The organism is Kitasatospora sp. NPDC004272, from assembly GCF_053603035.1.
This window is the reverse complement of sequence record NZ_JBSGET010000045.1, coordinates 1-19,533: the sequence shown is the minus strand read 5'-3', so window position 1 is coordinate 19,533 and position 19,533 is coordinate 1. Positions and strand designations below refer to the sequence as shown.

The window sequence follows — 19,533 nt, the reverse complement described above, 5'->3', positions numbered from 1 at the left end:
CGATTGCTTTAGCTAGTGAACATTTCACCCTGAGGAGTGCGTGATGGCAGCAGAGCAGGACGTCCCCGCCACCGGACGCGAGTGGCACCTGGCGGCGCGCCCGCAGGGCTGGCCCGTCCCGGCGGACTTCGCCCTGGTCGAGGCCCCCGTCCGGCGCCCCGGCCCGGGCGAGATCACGGTGCGCAACGCCTACCTCTCGGTCGACCCGTACATGCGCGGCCGGATGAACGACGTCAAGTCCTACACCCCGCCGTACGCGCTCGGCGCGCCGATGGACGGCGGGGCGGTCGGGTACGTGGTGGCCTCCGAGGCGGAGGGGTTCGCGGTCGGGGACGCCGTGCTGCACGGGCTGGGCTGGCGCGAGTACGCGACGCTGGGCGCCGCGCACGCGGTGAAGGTCGACCCGGAGCTCGCCCCGCTCTCCGCCTACCTGGGCGTGCTCGGCATGCCCGGCATGACCGCGTACGCCGGGCTGCTGGAGGTCGCCTCCTTCAAGGAGGGCGACACCGTCTTCGTCTCCGGCGCGGCCGGCGCGGTCGGCTCGCTGGTCGGGCAGATCGCCCGGCTCAAGGGTGCGGAGCGGGTGGTCGGTTCGGCCGGCTCCGCGGCGAAGGTGGCCACCCTGGTCGAGGAGTACGGCTTCGACGCCGCCTTCGACTACAAGGCCGGCCCGGTCGCCGAGCAGCTCGCGAAGGCCGCCCCGGCCGGCATCGACGTGTACTTCGACAACGTCGGCGGCGAGCACCTGGAGGCCGCGATCGGCGCGCTCAACGTGCACGGCCGGGTCACCCTGTGCGGGGCGATCGCCCAGTACAACGACACCTCCGCCCCCGCCGGGCCGCGCAACCTGGCGCTGGCCATCGGCAAGCGGCTGCGGCTGCAGGGCATGATCGTCGGCGACCACGCCGCGCTGCGCGAGCAGTTCTTCGCCGAGGTCGGCGGCTGGCTGCGCAGCGGCGAACTGCGCTTCGACGAGACCGTGGTCGAGGGCGTGGAGAACACCGTCGAGGCCTTCATCGGCCTGCTGCGCGGCGCCAACACCGGGAAGATGGTCGTCAAGGTCTGACGTCCCGTCGGCTGCCCGGCCGTCAGCACGCCCCCACCGGAGCGCGGTTCCCGGTGGGGGCGCGCGCGTGCGGCCGTTCGGGGGAGGTGGGCGCTGCGGGGGTAGACCTGTCGGGGGAACCGACTAGCATGGGGTGAAAGCTTGTCCGTTTTGCTCGATTTGATGACCTAATGTCGAATAAGTTGAGCTTCACGGGGTAGCCACTGGTCAGTACCTGCCGGCGGCGGTGCGAGGCAGCTGGGGAAGGCGACCCTCGTCCACAGCCAGGAGGTCCCGGTGACGACACGTGGTGTGCTCTACATCCACTCCGCGCCCCGCGCGCTGTGCCCGCACGTCGAGTGGGCGGTCGCGGGGGTGCTCGGCGTGCGGATCAACCTCGACTGGATCCGGCAGCCCGCCGCGCCCGGCCACTGGCGGTCCGAGCTCTCCTGGCAGGGAGAGCCCGGCACCGCCTCCAAGCTCGCCTCCGCGCTGCGCGGCTGGCAGCTGATGCGTTACGAGGTGACCAGCGAGCCCTGCGCCACGGCGGAGGGCGAGCGGTACTCCTCCACGCCCGCGCTCGGCGTCTTCCACGCCGTCACGGGCATCCACGGCGACATCCTGATCCCCGAGGACCGGCTGCGCGCCGTGCTGCTGCGCTCCCGCAGCGAGGGCGGCGACCTGGAGGCGGAGATCTCCAAGCTGCTCGGCAAGCCCTGGGACGACGAACTGGAGCCGTTCCGCTACGCGGGCGAGGGCGCGCCGGTGCGCTGGCTGCACCAGGTGGTCTGACCGACGGCGGAAGGGGGCGTGGGGAGGAGACCCCGCACCCCCTTCCGGATGCCCGGGAACGGACGGCGCGTCAGACGGTGCGGAAGGCCAGCACCACGTTGTGGCCGCCGAAGCCGAAGGAGTTGTTGAGGGCGGCGATGCGGCCCTCGACCGGCAGCTTGCGGGCCTCGTCGCGGACGATGTCCGCGTCGATGTCGTCGTCCAGGTCGTCCACGTTCACGGTCGGCGGGGCGATCCGGTTGTACAGCGCGAGCACGGTGGCGACGGTCTCGATGCCGCCGGCGCCGCCGAGCAGGTGGCCGGTCATCGACTTGGTGGCGGAGATCGCCACGTGGTCGAGGTGCTCGCCCAGGGTGCGGCGCAGCGCCTTGATCTCGGCGGTGTCGCCCTGCGGGGTCGAGGTGGCGTGCGCGTTGACGTGCACGACCTCGGACCGGTCCAGCTCGTTGCGGGCGAACAGGTCGTCGATGGCGCGGGCCACGCCGGCGCCGGTCGGCTCGGGCTGCGCGATGTGGTGGGCGTCCGAGGACAGGCCCTGGCCGACGGCCTCGCAGTAGACCCGGGCGCCGCGGGCGGCCGCGTGCGCGGCGGACTCCAGCACGATCACGCCCGCGCCCTCGCCGAGCACGAAGCCGTCGCGGGCCTTGTCGTACGGGCGGGAGGCGTGCTGCGGGTCGTCGTTGTTCTTGGACATCGCCATCATGTTGGAGAAGGCGACGATCGGCAGCGGGTGGATCGCCGCCTCGGTGCCGCCGGCCACCACGACGTCGGCGCGGCCGGTGCGGATCATCTCGATCGCGTAGCCGATCGCCTCGGCGCCGGAGGCGCAGGCGGAGACGGGGGTGTGCACGCCCGCGCGGGCGCCGACCTCCAGACCGACGTTGGCCGCCGGGGAGTTGGGCATCAGCATCGGGACGGTGTGCGGGGAGACCTTGCGGACGCCGTGCTCCTTGAGCACGTCGTACTGGTCGAGCAGGGTGGTGACGCCGCCGATGCCGGAGGCGATGACCGCGCCCAGGCGCTCGGGGGCCAGCGGGTTGGCCTCGTCGGTGGCCGGGGCCTCGTAGCCCGCGTCCTTCCACGCCTCGCGGGCGGCGATCAGCGCGAACTGGGCCGAGCGGTCCAGCTTGCGGGCCAGCGGGCGGGGCAGGATCTCGCCGGGCTCGACCGCGACCCGGGCGGCGATCCGGACCGGCAGCTCGGCCGCCCAGTCCTCGGTGAGGGCGCGGACCCCGGACTTGCCGGCCAGCAGGCCCTCCCAGAAAGTGGCGGCGTCGCCGCCCAGCGGCGTGAAGGCGCCGATACCCGTGACGACCACGGTGCGGTTTTCAGCAGTCACTGGTTCTTCTTCTCTCACTTCTGAGGGGAGGACCGGGGCAGGAGGGGGAGGGGTCCGGCCGGGACGCGCGGGGCGCGCCCCGACCGGGGGTCTGACGGGAGGTCAGACGTTGGCGACGATGAAGTCCACCGCGTCGCCGACGGTCTTGAGGTTCTTGACCTCGTCGTCCGGGATCTTCGCGCCGAAGCGCTCCTCGGCGGCCACGACGACCTCGACCATGGACAGCGAGTCGACGTCCAGGTCGTCGGTGAAGGACTTGTCGAGCGCGACGTCCTCGGTGGGAATGCCGGCGATCTCGTTCACGATCTCGGCGAGACCTTCGAGAACCTCTTCGCGGGTAGCCATATCGGCTGCTCCTTCTCGGTGTTGAACGCGCCGGTCCGGCGGACCGGCGCGGGTTTCCAGGGGTGGGGCGGGGAAAAACGCCTAGGGGAGAGTAACGACCGCGGCGGCGTAGACCAGACCGGCACCGAAGCCGATGATCAGCGCCAGGTCGCCGCTCTTGGCCTCGCCGCGCTCCAGCATCCGCTCCATGGCGAGCGGAATGGAGGCGGCGGAGGTGTTGCCGGTCTCCGCGATGTCGCGGGCGACCGGGACGTTCGGGGGCAGGTCCAGCTTCTTGACCATGGCGTCGATGATGCGCATGTTCGCCTGGTGCGGGATGAACGCGCCCAGCTGGTCGGCGGTGATCCCGGCGGCCTGCAGGGCCTGCTCGGCGACCTTCGCCATGTCGTACACCGCCCAGCGGAAGACCGTCTGGCCCTCCATCCGCAGGGCCGGCCACTTGGTCTCCGCACCGGCGCCGTTGACGGCGTCCGGCTTGGCGAACGCGGTGTCCCAGGCCTGGGTCTGCGAGATCACCTCGGCCTGCGAACCGTCCGAACCCCAGATCACCTTGCCGATGCCGGGGGTCTCGGACGGGCCGACGATCGCGGCGCCCGCGCCGTCGCCGAAGATGAACGCGGTCGAGCGGTCGGTGACGTCGGTCAGGTCGGACAGCCGCTCCACGCCGATCACCAGCACGTACTCGGCGCTGCCGCCGCGCACCATGCCGTCGGCCAGGCTCAGGCCGTAGCCGAAGCCCGCGCAGGCGGCCGAGATGTCGAACGCCGGGGCGGTGCCGCAGCCGAGCCGCTGGGCGATCTCGGTGGCGATCGCCGGGGTCTGCTTCAGGTGCGAGACGGTGGCGACGATCACGCCGCCGATCTGCTCCGGACGGATCCCGGACATCGCGATCGCCTTGCCGGCGGCCTGCACCGACATCTCGGCGACGGTCTCCTCCGGGCCGGCCCAGCGGCGCTCGGCGATCCCGGACCGGGTGCGGATCCACTCGTCCGAGGAGTCGATCCAGTTCAGCACCTCGGAGTTGGGGATCACCCGGGTCGGCCGGTAGCCGCCCACGCCGTGGATGCGGGAGTACTGGGCGCCGGTGGCCGGCTTGATGGTCGCGCTCATGCGGTCGTCTCCTGGTTGCCGTGCTCGGCCACGAGTGCGCGGGCCTTGTCGAGATCGGCGGGGGTCTTCAGGGCCAGCGTGGCGACACCCTTGACGTTGCGCTTGACCAGGTTGGTGAGGGTTCCAGCGGGGGAGAGCTCGATCACGGCGGTCGCGCCGATCCGCTGCAGGGTCTCCATGCACAGGTCCCAGCGGACCGGGTTGGAGACCTGCGAGACCAGGCGGGCGAGCACCTCGGCGCCGGAGCCGACCACCTCGCCATCCTTGTTCGAGAGGTACGTGACGGCCGGGTCGGCGACGGTGAGGGTCGGCGCCAGCTTCTCCAGCCGGGCCACGCCCGGGGCCATGTGCGCGGTGTGGAAGGCGCCCGCGACCTTCAGCGGCATCAGCCGCGCACCGGCCGGCGGGTCCGCCTTCAGCGCGTCCAGCTGCTCCAGCGTGCCAGCCGCGACGATCTGGCCGCCGCCGTTGTTGTTCGCCGGGGTCACCCCGTGCTCGGCGAGCTTCGCGAGGACCTCGGCCGGGTCGCCGCCGAGCACCGCGGTCATGCCGGTCGCGGTCGCCGCGGCGGCCTCCGCCATGCCCAGGCTGCGCTCGCGGACGAAGCCCAGCGCGTCCTCCTCGGAGAGCACCCCGGCCAGCGCCGCGGCGGTGATCTCGCCGACGCTGTGACCGGCCACCGCGCCCACCGGGCCGGTCGGGCCCTGCGGGAACAGCGCGGCGGCGGTCACCAGGCCGGCGGCCACCAGCAGCGGCTGGGCGACGGCGGTGTCCTTGATCTCCTCCTCGGAGGCCGCGGTACCGGCGTGCACCAGGTCGAGCCCGGCGGTCGCCGACCACCGGCGCAGCCGGTCGGCGGCGCCGTCCAGTTCGAGCCAGGGGTTGAGGAAGCCGGGAGTCTGGGCACCCTGTCCAGGGGCGACGATAACGAGCACGGTTCAACCCTCTCTCGCCGGACGCCCGGGGGCGGGTAGGCGACGATGACGAAGAAAAGCACGTCGGCTTGTGGGGTCCCTACAGTCGGTTCAGCCCTGGTCAGAGCCGGAACCGAGACGCCCCAGAGCAAGGGCGATGCGCAGGGTGAAGGCCGAACGTACGTCTGACGGAGCATAGCCGGTGACGTCTGTCACACGACGCAGCCGGTAGCGCACGGTGTTCGGGTGAACGAAGAGCATCCGGGCCGCCCCCTCCAGCGAGGACGCCTGCTCCAGGTAGACGCTCAGCGTCTCCAGGAGCGCCGAGCCGGCCTCCTCCAGGGGTGTGTAGATCTCCTCCACCAGCTGACGGCGCGCCACCTCGTCGCCCGCCAGGGCCCGTTCCGGCAGCAGGTCGTCGGCCAGCACCGGGCGGGGCGCGTCCGGCCAGGCCGCGCACGCCTTCAGGCCCTGCGCGGCGGCGTGCGCCGAGCGGGTCGCCGACAGCAGGTCGCCGACCGTCGGACCGACCACCACCGGGCCCGGCGCGAACTGGCCGATCAGCGCCCGGGCCGCGTGCACCGGCTCCTTGTCGCCGCCGACCACCACCACCAGGCGGCGGCCCAGCACACCGGTCAGCACGTGCAGCTTGGCGTACCGGGCCGCGCGCCGGATCGCCTCCACCACCAGCTCGCTGTCCCCGTCCGGGGCGCTGCCCATCACCACCCGCACCTGGCTGGGCTGCCCCCAGCCGAGCGCCGCCGCCCGCGACAGCACGCCCTCGTCGGCGTCCCCGGACAGCAGCGAGTTCACCACCAGCGCCTCCAGCCGGGCGTCCCACGCGCCGCGCGCCTCGGCGGCCTGCGCGTACACCTGGGCCGTCGCGAAGGCGATCTCCCGGGCGTAGACCAGCACCGACTCGCGCATCCCCGCCTCGTCGCCGGGCGCGGCCACCTCCTCGATGGCCTCCTCCATCACCTCGATGGTGGTGCGGATCAGCTCCACGGTCTGCCGCAGCGTGATCGCCCGGGTCAACTCCCGCGGCGCGGTCCCGAACACGTCCGTGGAGATCGCCTGCGACGCCTCCGGGCGCCGGTACCACTCGGTGAACGCCGCGATGCCCGCCTGCGCGACCAGGCCGATCCACGAACGGTGCTCCGGCGGCATCCGCCGGTACCAGGTCAGCTGGTCGTCCATCCGCGCGATCGCCGCCGACGCCAGCTTGCCCGCCGACTTCTCCAGCCGCTTCAGCGTCGCCGCCCGCAACTCCGCCCGGTCGGCCGCCAACCGGCGCTCCTCGGCCGTCATCCGGCCCCGGCCCGGCACCGCGGCGGGACGCCCGGACGCGGCGGCGCGCCGGGTGGGCTTCCTCTCCGCCGCCTTCTCGGCGGGCCGCTCCGGGGAGGAGCGCTCGCCGGACGACCGGTCGGAGGGCTTGTCGGGTTTCGCTGAAGCGGCTGGCACGGCACTAGCCTGCCTCACGCCGAAGGGTGCTCGTGCACGCCGGGCCCGATGTCGTCCGGTGGCACCCGTCACACCGGCTACCGTGGTGCCCGTGAGCGTGGAATCTTCGCCCCGGGGCGGGCAGGCATTCGAGCCCCTCGAACCGGCGTCCGGTCCGCTCCGGAAGGAGCGCGGCCGCGCCGACCTCAGGCGCACCGCCGAACGCTACCTGTCGGAACCCGCCGAAGGGATCACCACCCGGCACGCCTTCTCCTTCTCCGGCCACTACGACCCGAAGAACACCTCCTTCGGCGCGCTGCTCGCCTGCAACGAGGAGACCCTCGCCCCCGGCGCCGGGTACGAGGCGCACCGGCACAGCGAGACCGAGATCGTCACCTGGGTGGTGTCGGGGGCCCTCGCGCACCGCGACGACGCGGGCCACGCGAGCGTCGTGCGACGCGGCACCGTCCAGGTGCAGTCCACCGGCACCGGCATCACCCACACCGAACGCAACGCCGGCGGGGCCGCCGAACCCGTCACCTTCGTCCAGATGTGGCTCCAGCCCGACGCGTACGGCGCCGCGCCCGGCCTCGGCCTGCGCACCGTCCCCGAGGGCGACGGCCTCACCCTGCTCGCCTCGGGCCGGCCGGCGGACGCGGAACGGGCGCTGCGGCTGCGGCGCGGGGACGCGGCGCTCTGGCTGGTCCGGACCCCGGCCTGGATGCCGCTGCCCGAACTGCCGGCCGCCCCCTACCGCTACGTCCACGTGGTGTCCGGCTCGGTCGGCTACCGCACCGTCCCCGGCCCGCAGGGCGGCGGCCGCTCGGCGGTCGCGGGCGACTCCGTCCGGATCACCGGCGACGCGTTCGCGGACCCGACGGCGGGGGAGGACGGCGTCGAACTGCTGCTCTGGGAGATGCACAGCCCGGTCACGTACGGCTGAGGGCTGCGGTGCTCGGCGGGACGGTGCGGCCAGGGGCGCGGGGAACTGCGCGCGGCGGCAGGTGGGCGTCCGCAAGGTCGCGAGGCGGGCGGCGAGTTGATGTCGGCCCGCGATCTCGCAGTGGGTGCGGGGTTGCTCGCGCAGTTCCCCGCGCCCCTGGCTTCGCGGGGGTTTGACGCGGTGGTGCGCCCTCCGTGGGGCCGGCGTCAGCCGTTCTCGGCGAGGACCGCGTCGCTGAGCCGCGGCCAGACCTCGGCGGCCCAGGGGCCGAAGTCGCGGTCGGTGAGGGCGAGGCAGGCGAGGTCGGCGGTGGGGTCGACCCAGAGGAAGGTGCCGGACTGGCCGAAGTGGCCGAAGGTGGCGGGGGAGTTGGCGGTGCCGGTCCAGTGGGGGGACTTGTGGTCGCGGATCTCGAAGCCCAGGCCCCAGTCGTTGGGGCGGCGGTGGCCGAAGCCGGGGAGGACGCCGCTGGTGCCGGGGAAGGCGACCTCGCGGGTCGCGGTGCGGACGGTGGCCGGGTCGAGCAGCTTGGGGGACTGCAGTTCGGCGGCGAAGCGGACCAGGTCGGCGAGGGTGGAGAGGCCGCCCGCGCCGGCGGGGGCGCGGTGGGCGGTGTTGATCAGGGTGGCGTGCATGCCGAGCGGCTGGAAGACGGCCTCCGCGGCGTACTGGGCGAACGGGATCCCGGCGGCGTCCTCCAGCGTCGCCGCCAGCACGTCGAAGCCGGCGTTGGAGTAGAGCCGCCGGTTGCCGGGCTCGGCCATCACCCGGTGCTCGTCGAAGGCCAGGCCGGAGGTGTGCGCCAGCAGGTGGCGGACGGTGGAGCCGTCGGGGCCGGCCGGGTCGTCGAGTTCGAAGACGCCCTCCTCGACCGCGATCAGCACGGCGTACGCGCTGAGCAGCTTGGTCACCGAGGCGAGCGGGAAGAGGTGTTCCTGCGGGCCGTGCGCGCCCAGCAGCGCGCCGTCGCTCCCGCGGACCACCGCCGCCGCGGCGTGGGGTACCGGCCAGTCCTCGATCATCCGCAAGCTCTGCATGGGCGCACTCTACCCAGCGGGCCGGGCCCGGGAGGGCGGGCGGCGTGCCAGGCTTGCTTGGAGTGCGCTCCAACTCGGTAGCGTCAGTCGTCGTCGTCGATACGGGGGTCCGGAGATCATGGCAGTGCCCGAGCAGGGGGCGGCGGAGTGCGCGACGGCGTTCGGGGCTCCGGTGCCCGCACCGGACCCGACGCCGCGGCACGGCATCAGCGAGGTGTCGGCGATCAGCGGGCTGAGCGCGCACACGCTGCGCTGGTACGAGCGGATCGGCCTGCTGGAGCCGGTGGACCGCTCGCACGCCGGGCAGCGCCGCTACAGCGACGCGGACCTGGCCCGGCTGGCGTTCCTGACCAAGCTGCGGCTGACCGGCATGCCGGTGGCCGACATGGTCCGGTACGTCGAGCTGCTGCGGGCCGGGGACGGCACCCGGACCGAGCGGCGGGACCTGCTGGTCGCGCACCGCGAGGAGGTCCGGCAGCGGCTCGCCGACCTGCACGCCACGCTCGCCGTGATCGACAAGAAGATCGACCACTACGGCGGGTCCGACCACCCGGTCCCCGGCGAGACGACGACCTCGGACCACTCCGCACAGGACAGGAAGAGCGCATGAGCAGCATCGAGACCACCCGGCTCGGCACCGGCGGCCCGGTCGTGGGCGTGCAGGGGCTGGGTTGCATGGGCATGAGCGAGTTCTACGGCCCGACCGACACCGGAGAGGCGCTGGCCACCCTGGAGCGCGCCCTGGAACTGGGCGTGACCCTGTTCGACACCGCCGACATCTACGGCTCCGGCGCCAACGAGGAGCTGATCGGCCCGTTCGTCCGGGCGCACCGCGAACAGGTGGTGCTGGCCACCAAGTTCGCGATCGAGCGGCGCGCCGACGACCCCGCCTACCGGGGGATCAACAACGACCCGGCGTACATCCGCACGGCGGTGGACGCCTCGCTGCGCCGGCTCGGCGTCGACGTGATCGACCTCTACTACATGCACCGCCGCGACCCGAACGTGCCGCTGGCCGAGTCGGTGGGCGCGATGGCCGAGCTGGTCGCGGCCGGGAAGGTCCGGCACCTGGGCCTGTCCGAGGTGACCGGCCCGGAGCTGCGGGAGGCGCACGCGGTGCACCCGATCGCGGCGCTGCAGTCCGAGTGGTCGCTCTTCGCCCGGGGCGTGGAGCGCAGCGCGGTGCCCGCCGCGGCCGAACTGGGCGTGGCGCTGGTGCCGTACTCGCCGCTCGGCCGGGGCTTCCTGACCGGGGCGTTCGCCGACGCCGGGCAGCTGGACGCGGGCGACTTCCGCCGCCACCTGCCGCAGTTCACCGGTGCGAACGCGGCCGGGAACGCCGAACTGGTCGCCCCGGTCCGGGCGATCGCCGAGCGGCACGGGGCGACGGCCGCGCAGGTCGCGCTGGCCTGGGTGCAGCAGCGGGCCGAGGTGCACGGCCTGAGCGCCGTGGTGCCGATCCCCGGCACCCGCAAGCGCAGCCGGCTGGAGGAGAACCTGGGCGCGACCCGGCTGGTGCTGGACAAGGAGGACCTGGCCGAGCTGGAGCCGGTCTCCGGCCGGGTCTCCGGCGGCCGCTACGCCGACATGAGCTCCACGGCGGACGCCCGCGAGGTCTGAGGGCCGGGGAGGTGGCGGCCCGTCAGCCCTGGCTCTCGGACGGGCCGCTGACCTCGCCGTAGTGGCCGAGCGCGATGGCGGCGAAGTTGTGCCGGCTCGCGGTGCCCTCGGCCAGGTAGCCAGTGTGGCCGCTGGCGCCCACCGAGGAGATCGACACCGCGCCGAACGCGTGGGTGGTCGGGTCGGCGCCGTGGCCGAGGCCGCCCACCTCCAAGTAGGGGACGTTGCCGATCCAGTCGCTGAGGTTGCGGGCCGCCCACACCTGGACGCCGGTGCCCAGCTCGGCGGCCGAGTCGACGCCCATCCCGGGGCTGCCGAAGGCCACCACGTCGGTGGGCTGCGCGTCGTGCAGCGCGGGGGCGGCGGTGCCGCACACCACCGAGCCGTACGAGTGGCACAGCAGCGCGGGCGGCGCGTCCGGGTGGGTGGTCTGCTTGAGGCCGGCCAGCAGCCGGTTCAGCCGCGGCGCGGCCGCGTCGGCCAGCCGGGAGGTGACCGCGTCCGGGCCGAGGCCCTGCGGGGTGACGTAGCCGGTCCAGGCGATCACCGCGGTGCGGGTGCCGGGCGACTGGGCGTGCTCCTCGGCGTACAGCGCGCGGGCCATGCCGGCCGGGGAGCGCAGCGGGTCGCCGCTCTGGTCGAAGTGGCCGAGGTCGGCGTCCGAGCCGGGCACCAGGACGGCGACCCGCTGGGCGGTGGCGAGGTCCCCCCAGACCTCGGTGACCAGGCCGCGGCCGCGCGGGTCGAAGGCCAGGATCTGCCGGTCCCCGGCGAGCAGCCGGTCCGAGTCGTTGGCGCGCGAGACGGCCAGCGCGCGGGTGGTGGCGTCCTGGGAGGCGTCCGCGGCGCGCTGCCGGGCGCGGTCCCGCTCGGCGGTGATCGCCACCCGGTTGGCCCGGTAGCGGACGGCCGGCGGGGCGCCGTCCAGGTTGCCGACCACCAGCGGGTACTCGGCCACCAGGTGGTCCAGCTCGGCGGGCGACAGGGAGGCGAAGAACGCGGCCACGGCGGCCGGGTCGGCGGTGGCCGGGTCCGGCAGCGGGCGGCCGAGGGTGTGGTCGGCGACCCAGGCGGTGCTGCCCGCGGGCGGGGTGGTGATGGTCAGCTGCTCGTTGGAGGCGGCGGCCGTCGCGGCGGCCGCACCCGCGTCCACCAGCGCGGCGCAGCCGGCGAACACGCCGATCAGGATCCGCTTGACCCGCCTGCGGTGCATGGCGTCCACTCCCTCGGGCCGGTACATCGCGGCGGGACGGGCCCGACGGTGCTGTGACTGCCAACTACTAGTCAGCCAGCGTAGAGGGCGACCGACCCCGGGGGCAGGGAGCAAACAGTGTTCCCCGTCACATTCGCCCGGACGCTACCCCCCGTACTCCTTCACCACCCGCTTCGGGGCGACCGAACGCCAGGCGTCGGTGAGCAGTTCGCGCAGTTCGTCCGCCTCCACCCCGGCCAGCCGGACCCGCACCCAGCCGAACCGGCCGGTGTACGGCGCCACCGAGTACACCCCGGGCGCGGCGGCGACCAGTTCGGCCTGCTCGGCCGGGGCGGCCTTCACCGTGGCCTCGCCCGTCTCCGGGCGGCCCATCGCGAAGATCTTCCGCCCGGCCCGCAGCGTCACCTGCTCCCAGGTCTCCTCCTGGTGGGTGCCCGGCAGGGCCAGGGCCAGCGCGGTCAGTTCCTCGAAGGTCGCCATGACGTCAGGGTAGGCGCCCGCACCGACAGTTGACGCCGACTCAGACCGCGCCCAGCGCGTACACCGCGAACAGCGCCGCGCCCGCGCCCGCCAGCGCCCGCCAGGTCCGCGACGGCCACGGGGCGTCGAAGCGCCGGGCCCAGTGGCCGATCAGCGCCAGCACCGCGCCGAACACCGGCAGCCAGGCCAGCCGGGCCAGCGCCCAGCCGACCGAGTCCGGGGCGGTGGTCAGGCCGGGCAGCGCGCCGAAGCGCGAACCGGCCAGCGCGGTCAGGAACATCGCGCTCTGGTGCCAGCAGAAGACCGTCATCGCGCCCAGGTTGACCACCACCACCGGCAGCCACAGCAGCGGCCGCCGCAGCGCCCGGCCCAGCCGGTCCTTCAGCAGCACCGCCGCGCCGCCCTGCACCGAGGCCAGCGCCAGCACCAGCAGGGACGGCGGGTGCGAGTTGGTCCGGGCCGCGCCCGGCACCCCGACCATGCTCGCCGGGTAGTGGAACACCAGCAGCAGCACCGCGAACAGCGCCGCCCCGCCCAGCGCCAGCAGCTTCGCCCCGGCCCGGGTCAGCCGGCCGTGCGCCCAGTCCACGCCCAGCTGGTAGGCGAACAGCCAGCCCGGCAGCAGGTTCAGCAGGCCCAGCCAGCCGGGCATCGAGGCGCCCCACGGCCCGTACCGCAGGAGGTCCACCGCCGCGACCGCCGCCAGCAGCCCGGCCGCGCCCCAACCCCGGGCCCAGGCGCCGAACTTGACGCACAGCGGGGTCAGCGCGGTCAGCACCAGGTACATCGCGACGTACCAGAGCGGCTGCACCATCAGCACCGCGCCCGTGCGCACCGTCCCGTCCGGCACGCCCAGCCCCCGCAGCAGCGGCACCAGCGCCGCCCACACCGCCGCCACCCCCAGCACCGGGCGCACCAGCCGCAGCACCCGGCCGCGCAGCCAACTGCCCACCGGCACCCCGCGGTCGGTCGCCCGGCGCAGCGACAGCGCCGAGGCCCGGCCGCCCACCAGGAAGAACACCCCCAGCATCTGCAGCAGCCAGCTCAGCGGCGCCATGGACGGCAGCGCCCCCAGCGGGCTGGCGTTGTGCAGCACCCCGCCCCCGGCGGTGAACCCGCCGAGCAGCCAGTGCCCGACCGGGACGGACAGCAGGGCCAGGGCGCGCAGTCCGTCCAGGGCGCGGTCCCGGGTGGCGGGGGTCTTCGCGTCGACCGTCGCCGCGGTGCGGCGCAGTCGGGCCAGGGCAGTGGTCACGGGGTCTCCTCGGATCGCCGACGGACCGTCGGGGTCGGTCGGGGGAAAGGGGGGAGTGGGGGAGGGAGGCGGGGAAGGGCGGAGGGGAGGGGCCGCAGGGAGGTCAGGCGTCGGGGGCCAGGGCGAGGGCGGCGAGGACCGCGAGGGAGACCGAGCCGGGCGCGAAGTAGCCGCTGTGGCCGTGCGAACCGGTGGACGGCAGCAGCCGGGCGCGGAAACCGCCCGAGGTCGGGTCGGCGCCGTGGCCGAAACCCAGCAGCGAGACGTGCGGGACGTCGCCGACCCAGTCCTCGGCGTTGCGGAGCACCGCCCACACCGGCACCCGCAGCTCGTCCGCCCGCTCCAGGCCCATCCCGGGCGAGGCCACCGCCACCACCCAGGCCACCAGCGCCGGGTCCGGCGCCGAGCGCCCGCACACCACCGACCCGTACGAGTGGCAGAACAGCTCCACCCGCCCGGTCACCGGGGCCAGCCCCGCCAGCAGCCGGTCCAGCCGTACGGCGCCCGCCTCGGCCAGCTCCTCGCGGGCCGCGTCCGTCCCCAGGCCGACCGGCGTGGTGTAGCCCACCCAGGCCACCACCGCGACCCGGCCGCCGCTCGCGGCGCGCAGCGAGCGGGCCATCCCGGCGGGCGTGTCGTAGCCGGCCGCGGAGGGCCGGTCGTAGGTCGACAGGTCGGTGTCCGAGCCCGGCACCAGCACGGCCGTCCGCTCGTCGTGCTCCAGGTCGCCGAACACCTCGGCGACCTGGCCGCGCCCGCGCGGGTCGAAGGCCAGCAGCGCGCGGTGCGCCAGCTCCCCGTAGCGGTCGGCCCGCGCGGCGGCCGCGGCGCGCTCGGCGGACGGCAGCGCGGCGTCCCGGGCGCGGGCCAGCTGGTGCTCCCGCTCCTCCGCGACGGCCAGCGCGTTCGCCCGCAGCCGCAGGGCGACCGGGGCGCCGTCCAGGTTGCCGACCACCTGCGGGTGGCGCACCGCGAGGGACTCGCGCCGGGCCGGTGCCAGGCCCGCGAAGAACGCGGCGACCTCGGCGGGCGGGGCGCTCGCCGGATCGGGCAGCCGCACCCCCAGCGCGGTGTCGGCCCGCCAGGCCGCCGTTCCCGGCGGCGGCCCCGTCAGCGGCGTCTGCGCGTCCGCCGACGCCCACGACCCCACCCCCAGCACCGCGGCCAGCACCAGCCCGACCGCGGCCGTCCCCCGACGCAGACGCGACGACATCCGCTCCTCCTCCGCTCGTTCGGCAACGAGGAGGAAGGTAGGAACGGGACGGGCGGCCGGGCGTCACCCCGCGGAGCCAACCCGCGGGTCATACCGGAGGGGTAGCGGGTGCGCCCTACTGCACGCCGGGCTGGACCAGGCCGCTCTCGTAGGCGAGGACGACGGCCTGGGCGCGGTCGCGCAGGTCGAGCTTGCCGAGGATCCGGCCGACGTGGGTCTTGACGGTCTGCTCGGCGAGGACGAGGCGGGCGGCGATCTCCTGGTTGGACAGGCCGCGGGCGATGAGTTCGAGCACCTCGGTCTCGCGCGGGGTGAGGCCGTTCAGGCGCAGCCGCGGGTCGCGGCGCGGGGCCGGGCGGCTGCGGGCGAAGTCGGCGATCAGGCGGCGGGTGACCGAGGGGGCGAGCAGCGCGTCGCCCGCGGCGACGATCCGGACGGCCGAGATCAGGTCGGCGGGCGGGGCGTCCTTGAGCAGGAAGCCGCTGGCGCCGGCCCGCAGCGCCTCGTACACGTAGTCGTCGACGTCGAAGGTGGTGAGCATCAGCACGCGCGGGCGGTGGACCACCCCGGGCGGCGGGTCGAGCAGCCGGCGGGCGGCCTCCAGGCCGTCCATCTCGGGCATCCGGACGTCCATCAGGACCACGTCGGGGCGGGTGCGGCCGCTGGCCTCGACCGCCTGCCGGCCGTCGGCCGCGTCGCCGACCACGTCGATGTCGCTCTGGGCGTTCAGCAGGGCGGCGAACCCGGCCCGGACCATCGCCTGGTCGTCGGCGATCAGGACGCGGATGGTCATGCGGTGCTCTCCCCGGGGTCGGTGCCTGCGTCGGTGCCTGCGCCTGCTTCCGCTTCGGCGCCCGGGCCGGTGCCGGTCGCGGCGCCGTGCAGCGGCAGGACGGCGCTCACCCGGTAGCCGCCGTCGGCGGTCGGGCCGGTGTCCAGGGTGCCAGCCAGCAGGCGGACGCGCTCGCGCATTCCGACGAGTCCCTGCCCGGTGCCGCCGGAGCTCTCCACGGCGGCGGCCCGGCCGGGCGGCGGGCCGTTGCGGACGGTCAGGGCGAGCGCGCCGTCCGCGGGGGAGAGCCGGACCTCGGCGGTGGCGCCGGGGGCGTGCCGGACGACGTTGGCCAGCGCCTCCTGGACGACCCGGTACGCGGACAGGGCGACCGCGTCCGGCACCGGGCCGAGCGCCGACACCCCCTCCTCGACGGCGAGTTCGGCCCGCACCCCGGCCTGCCCGGCGGTGGCCAGCAGCTTCGGCAGGTCGGCCAGGCCGGGCTGCGGGGCCTTGTCGGGGGCGCTCCCGTCGGCCCGCAGCACCCCCAGCAGGCGGCGCATCTCGGCGAGCGAGCCGCGGGCGGCGGCGGCGATCTGCCCGAACTCCTCGACGGCGGCCGGGGGCAGGCCCTCGATCCGGTAGGGCGCGCTGTCGGCCTGGACGGTGATCACCGACATGTGGTGGGCGACCACGTCGTGCAGCTCGCGGGCGATCCGGGCGCGCTCCTCCAGCAGGGTGCGCCGGGCCCGCTCGGTCCCGGAGATCTGCTCCTGCTCGGCCAGCAGCCGCTTGGCCTCGCCGCGCCCGCGCAGGCTCCAGCCGAGCAGCAGGACCGCCCCGGACAGCGCGGTGACCACCACCGAGGTGCCGTCGAAGTGCTGGTTGAAGACCGTCCAGCTCAGGCTGCAGCCGAGGAAGGTGACCACCCAGACGGCGAGCAGGGTGCGGCCGCGCTCGCGGATCGCCAGCAGCACCATCAGGAACAGGTACGACAGCAGCGTGGTGATCGGCCACGGCCAGGGCTGCTCGGCGGCGGTGCCCTGCGCGGCGGCCGCGCCCACCAGCACCGACGGCACCATCAGCTGCCAGGCGAGCAGCGGCCGGGTCAGGCCCAGCAGCAGCACCCCGGACTGCACCACGGCGAGCACGGTGGCCAGCGAGGGGTCCACCCCGTGGAACCGGATCAGGGCCACGATGCCGGTCGGCAGCAGGGCGCCGACCGCGGCCCCCGCCAGCAGGTACGGGACCGCCCGGATCCACGCCCGGCGGGCCGTCGCCAGCGGCGGGCGGCGGACGCCGAGGGGCTCGGTGAGGGCGCGCAGGAAGTCTTCCCGGATGGTCACCGGGCCGAGGGTAGGCCGGGGAGGCGGCGCTGTCCTCATACCCCGGTAGCGCGTCCGGGTGCCACCGCGGTAGGGGGTGGGCGCGGGGCGCCCGGCCGGGTCAGCGCCAGGAGCCGGCCAGGGCCGGGCCCAACTGGTCGAAGTGGCGCTCGATCAGGGCCAGCATGCCGTCCATCGAGTGGCCGTCGACGGCCGGGGCGGCGGCGTACGAGAGGTGCGAGATCCGCACCACGGTGCCGAACACGGCGGCCAGCAGGCGGGGGCGCAGGTCGACGGCCGGGTCGAGGCCCTCGCGCTCGGCGAGGACCCGGGCGACCTCCACCTCCTGCTGGATGGTGTGCCGCAGGTGGGCGGCGAGCAGCGTCGGGGTGGACTCGATCAGCTCGAACAGCTCCAGCGCGGCCGGGCCGCTGCCCCGCCCGCGGTCGACGGTCTGCCAGACCTCGCGGACCGCGCCGCGCATCGCCTCCAGCGGGTTCTCGCCGGCCGGGCGGGCGCGCAGGCACGCCAGGAACGCCTCCTCGGCCTCGGCCAGCACGGCGAGGGCGACCTCCTCCTTGTTGGCGAAGTACCGGAAGAAGGTGCGCTGGGAGACCTCCACCTCGGACGCGATCTCGTCCACCGTGGTGCGTCCGTAGCCGTGGCAGAGGAACAGCCGGTGGGCGGCGTCGACCAGGGCGTCCCGGGTGCGCCGCTTCTTGCGTTCCCGCAGGCCGACGGGCTGCGGGTCGGCGGCGGTGGTGGGCATGGCCATGGGGCCAACGATAGCGCCGTGATCGTGAACTGGCATCACATGACAGGAGTCACCGTTTGTCGAATGTCAGCAGCTGACATAATGTTCCGCGATGGCGGTGTCCGTCTGTCTTGGAGCTCGTGGGGACGGGCGTGAGGGCCGGACGCCGCCGTTTTTCGTTCCCAGCGGTCCCAGCGTCACCACACGAACGGGGAAGTCCCGAGACATGAGCCAGTCCGTAGTACTCGACAAGGAAGCGGCTGCGGCCGCCGGCGGCCGGCTGCGGGGACACCCCTGGCTGACGCTGCTCACCGTCGCCGTCGGCGTCATGATGGTCGCCCTCGACGGCACCGTCGTCGCCATCGCCAACCCGGCCATCGCCAAGGACCTGAACGCGACCCCCTCCGACATCCAGTGGGTCACCTCCGGCTACCTGCTGGCCCTCGCGGTCTTCCTGATCACCGCTGGCAAGATCGGTGACCGGTTCGGCCACAAGACCACCTTCCTGGTCGGCGCGGTCGGCTTCGCCGCCACCTCCGCCGCGATCGGCTTCGCCGGCTCGATCCAGCAGGTGATCCTCTTCCGCGTGCTCCAGGGCCTGTTCGGCGCGCTGCTCCAGCCCGCCGCGCTCGGCCTGCTGCGCGGGGCCTTCCCGGCCGAAAAGCTCAACATGGCGATCGGCATCTGGGGCGGCGTCATCGGCGCCTCCACCGCGGCCGGCCCGATCGTCGGCGGCCTGCTGGTCGAGCACGTCAACTGGGAGTCGGTGTTCTACATCAACATCCCGGTCGGCATCATCGCCCTGGTGCTGGGCCTGCTGGTGCTCAAGGACGTCCGGGCCGAGAACGCCGCCAAGTCCTTCGACATCCCCGGCATCGTGCTGCTCTCCGGCGCCATGTTCATGCTGGTCTGGGGCATCATCAAGGCCCCGACCTGGGGCTGGGGCGACCCCACCACCCTGCTGTTCCTCGGCGGCGCGCTGCTCGCCCTGGTGTTCTTCGCGATCTGGCAGAAGTACGCCAAGGAGCCGCTGATCCCGCTCTCGCTGTTCCGCTCGGTGCCGCTCTCGGCCGGCACCCTGCTGATGGTGCTGATGGCCTTCGCCTTCTTCGGCGGCATCTTCTTCGTCACCTTCTACCTGCAGAACGTGCACGGGATGGCCCCGGTCGACGCCGGCGTCCACCTGCTCCCGATGACCGGCATGATGATCGTCGGCGCGCCGGTGGCCGGCGTCCTGATCGGCAAGGTCGGGCCGCGGATCCCGATCGTCGGCGGCATGGTGCTCACCACCGCCGCGATGCTCGGCATGTCCACCCTGGACGTCGACTCCGGCACCGGCGTGATGTCGCTCTGGTTCCTGCTGATGGGCCTGGGCCTCAGCCCGGTCATGGTCGGTGCCACCGACGTCATCGTCGGCAACGCCCCGATGGAGCTGTCCGGCGTGGCCGGCGGCCTCCAGCAGGCCGCGATGCAGGTCGGCGGCAGCCTCGGCACCGCCGTGCTCGGCGCGGTGATGGCCTCCAAGGTCACCAGCGAACTGCCCGGCAAGTGGGCCGCCACCGGCGCCCCCTTCCCGACCGGCGAACAGGGCGAACTGCTCAAGCAGGGCGCGCAGCTCGGCGTCGCCCCGCAGGCGGCCGACCTCGGCCCGAGCGCCACGCCGGAGTTCGCCCGCGGCGTCGCCGACGCCGTGCACTCCTCGTTCGTCAGCGGCATGGGCGTGGCCTTCGTGGTCGCCGCGGTCGTCGCCCTGGCGGCGGCGGGCCTGGGCCTGCTCACCCGCCGCGGCGTGAACGAGAGCGGACCTTCGGTCCACATCTGACACGTGCTGCCCGCGGATCCGCCCGGGGAGGGGAGTTCCCTTCCCCGGGCGGATCTTCGCGTTGACGGGGGGTTCCCCGCGCAGTTCCCCGCGCCCCTGGCGGGGCGCGGG

19 protein-coding genes are annotated in these 19,533 nt (G+C 74.4%); 6 read left to right on the top strand and 13 right to left on the bottom strand.

Annotated features, from left to right (window positions below; all coding sequences use genetic code 11):
* Positions 1–43 precede the first annotated feature (43 nt).
* Together ACWEO5_RS16180 and ACWEO5_RS16175 are read left to right on the top strand one after the other, a co-directional pair.
* Entirely contained in the window at positions 44–1,066 is a 1,023-nt protein-coding gene (locus ACWEO5_RS16180; protein WP_452162984.1) for an NADP-dependent oxidoreductase, read from the top strand.
* Positions 1,067–1,342: 276 nt separating this feature from the next.
* On the top strand, positions 1,343–1,837 hold the full coding sequence (locus tag ACWEO5_RS16175; RefSeq protein WP_452162983.1) for a DUF3145 domain-containing protein: 495 nt from the start codon (positions 1,343–1,345) through the stop codon (positions 1,835–1,837).
* Positions 1,838–1,907: 70 nt separating this feature from the next.
* Here the strand turns inward: ACWEO5_RS16175 and fabF are convergent, their stop codons facing one another.
* The 5 genes from fabF to ACWEO5_RS16150 all read right to left on the bottom strand — a co-directional run bounded on the left by fabF (position 1,908) and on the right by ACWEO5_RS16150 (position 6,853).
* Positions 1,908–3,176, bottom strand: coding sequence for a beta-ketoacyl-ACP synthase II (gene fabF / locus ACWEO5_RS16170; protein ID WP_344556989.1), 1,269 nt, complete (start codon positions 3,174–3,176; stop codon positions 1,908–1,910).
* 102 nt (positions 3,177–3,278) lie between these two features.
* Positions 3,279–3,521 carry an acyl carrier protein gene (locus tag ACWEO5_RS16165; protein ID WP_014135627.1) on the bottom strand — a complete coding sequence of 81 codons (243 nt, stop codon included), beginning with the start codon at positions 3,519–3,521 and terminating at the stop codon, positions 3,279–3,281.
* An 81-nt stretch (positions 3,522–3,602) separates the two neighbouring features.
* Positions 3,603–4,631: a beta-ketoacyl-ACP synthase III gene (locus ACWEO5_RS16160; RefSeq protein WP_344556988.1), complete on the bottom strand. Its 1,029-nt coding sequence runs from the start codon at positions 4,629–4,631 to the stop codon at positions 3,603–3,605.
* Entirely contained in the window at positions 4,628–5,566 is a 939-nt protein-coding gene (locus ACWEO5_RS16155; RefSeq protein ID WP_344556987.1) for an ACP S-malonyltransferase, read from the bottom strand. The genes ACWEO5_RS16160 and ACWEO5_RS16155 overlap by 4 nt, the downstream gene beginning before the upstream one ends.
* Positions 5,567–5,656: 90 nt before the next feature.
* The gene (locus ACWEO5_RS16150) at positions 5,657–6,853 is read right to left on the bottom strand and encodes a PucR family transcriptional regulator (protein WP_344557048.1); all 1,197 of its coding nucleotides are present in this window, start codon (positions 6,851–6,853) and stop codon (positions 5,657–5,659) included.
* A 247-nt stretch (positions 6,854–7,100) separates the two neighbouring features.
* Between ACWEO5_RS16150 and ACWEO5_RS16145 the strand changes: the two genes are divergently transcribed.
* On the top strand, positions 7,101–7,931 hold the full coding sequence (locus ACWEO5_RS16145) for a pirin family protein (protein ID WP_452162982.1): 831 nt from the start codon (positions 7,101–7,103) through the stop codon (positions 7,929–7,931).
* Positions 7,932–8,137: 206 nt separating this feature from the next.
* Here the strand turns inward: ACWEO5_RS16145 and ACWEO5_RS16140 are convergent, their stop codons facing one another.
* On the bottom strand, positions 8,138–8,968 hold the full coding sequence (locus ACWEO5_RS16140; protein ID WP_452162981.1) for a serine hydrolase domain-containing protein: 831 nt from the start codon (positions 8,966–8,968) through the stop codon (positions 8,138–8,140).
* Positions 8,969–9,086: 118 nt separating this feature from the next.
* On the opposite strand from ACWEO5_RS16140, the gene ACWEO5_RS16135 reads away from it, so the two are divergent.
* Together ACWEO5_RS16135 and ACWEO5_RS16130 are read left to right on the top strand one after the other, a co-directional pair.
* On the top strand, positions 9,087–9,578 hold the full coding sequence (locus ACWEO5_RS16135; protein ID WP_452162980.1) for a MerR family transcriptional regulator: 492 nt from the start codon (positions 9,087–9,089) through the stop codon (positions 9,576–9,578).
* Positions 9,575–10,588: an aldo/keto reductase gene (locus ACWEO5_RS16130; RefSeq protein ID WP_344556981.1), complete on the top strand. Its 1,014-nt coding sequence runs from the start codon at positions 9,575–9,577 to the stop codon at positions 10,586–10,588. Before ACWEO5_RS16135 ends, ACWEO5_RS16130 begins: the two co-directional genes overlap by 4 nt.
* A 22-nt stretch (positions 10,589–10,610) precedes the next feature.
* On the opposite strand, the gene ACWEO5_RS16125 is transcribed toward ACWEO5_RS16130, so the two are convergent.
* The 7 genes from ACWEO5_RS16125 to ACWEO5_RS16095 all read right to left on the bottom strand — a co-directional run bounded on the left by ACWEO5_RS16125 (position 10,611) and on the right by ACWEO5_RS16095 (position 17,621).
* Positions 10,611–11,801 (bottom strand): alpha/beta hydrolase, encoded by a 1,191-nt coding sequence (locus tag ACWEO5_RS16125; RefSeq protein ID WP_452162979.1) that lies wholly within the window; start codon positions 11,799–11,801, stop codon positions 10,611–10,613.
* 144 nt (positions 11,802–11,945) lie between these two features.
* On the bottom strand, positions 11,946–12,281 hold the full coding sequence (locus ACWEO5_RS16120; protein WP_344556977.1) for an MmcQ/YjbR family DNA-binding protein: 336 nt from the start codon (positions 12,279–12,281) through the stop codon (positions 11,946–11,948).
* Between the two features lie 40 nt (positions 12,282–12,321).
* A complete protein-coding gene (locus ACWEO5_RS16115) occupies positions 12,322–13,536 on the bottom strand; it encodes an acyltransferase family protein (protein WP_452162978.1) in 1,215 nt (404 codons plus the stop codon).
* A gap of 103 nt (positions 13,537–13,639) precedes the next feature.
* Complete coding sequence (locus tag ACWEO5_RS16110; RefSeq protein WP_452162977.1) at positions 13,640–14,749, bottom strand: alpha/beta hydrolase; 1,110 nt, start codon at positions 14,747–14,749, stop codon at positions 13,640–13,642.
* A gap of 115 nt (positions 14,750–14,864) precedes the next feature.
* The gene (locus ACWEO5_RS16105; protein WP_452162976.1) at positions 14,865–15,542 is read right to left on the bottom strand and encodes a response regulator; all 678 of its coding nucleotides are present in this window, start codon (positions 15,540–15,542) and stop codon (positions 14,865–14,867) included.
* A complete protein-coding gene (locus tag ACWEO5_RS16100; RefSeq protein ID WP_452162975.1) occupies positions 15,539–16,867 on the bottom strand; it encodes a sensor histidine kinase in 1,329 nt (442 codons plus the stop codon). Before ACWEO5_RS16100 ends, ACWEO5_RS16105 begins: the two co-directional genes overlap by 4 nt.
* Positions 16,868–16,967: 100 nt before the next feature.
* Positions 16,968–17,621, bottom strand: coding sequence for a TetR/AcrR family transcriptional regulator (locus ACWEO5_RS16095; RefSeq protein WP_452162974.1), 654 nt, complete (start codon positions 17,619–17,621; stop codon positions 16,968–16,970).
* A 205-nt stretch (positions 17,622–17,826) separates the two neighbouring features.
* On the opposite strand from ACWEO5_RS16095, the gene ACWEO5_RS16090 reads away from it, so the two are divergent.
* On the top strand, positions 17,827–19,422 hold the full coding sequence (locus tag ACWEO5_RS16090) for an MFS transporter (RefSeq protein ID WP_452162973.1): 1,596 nt from the start codon (positions 17,827–17,829) through the stop codon (positions 19,420–19,422).
* Positions 19,423–19,533 lie beyond the last annotated feature (111 nt).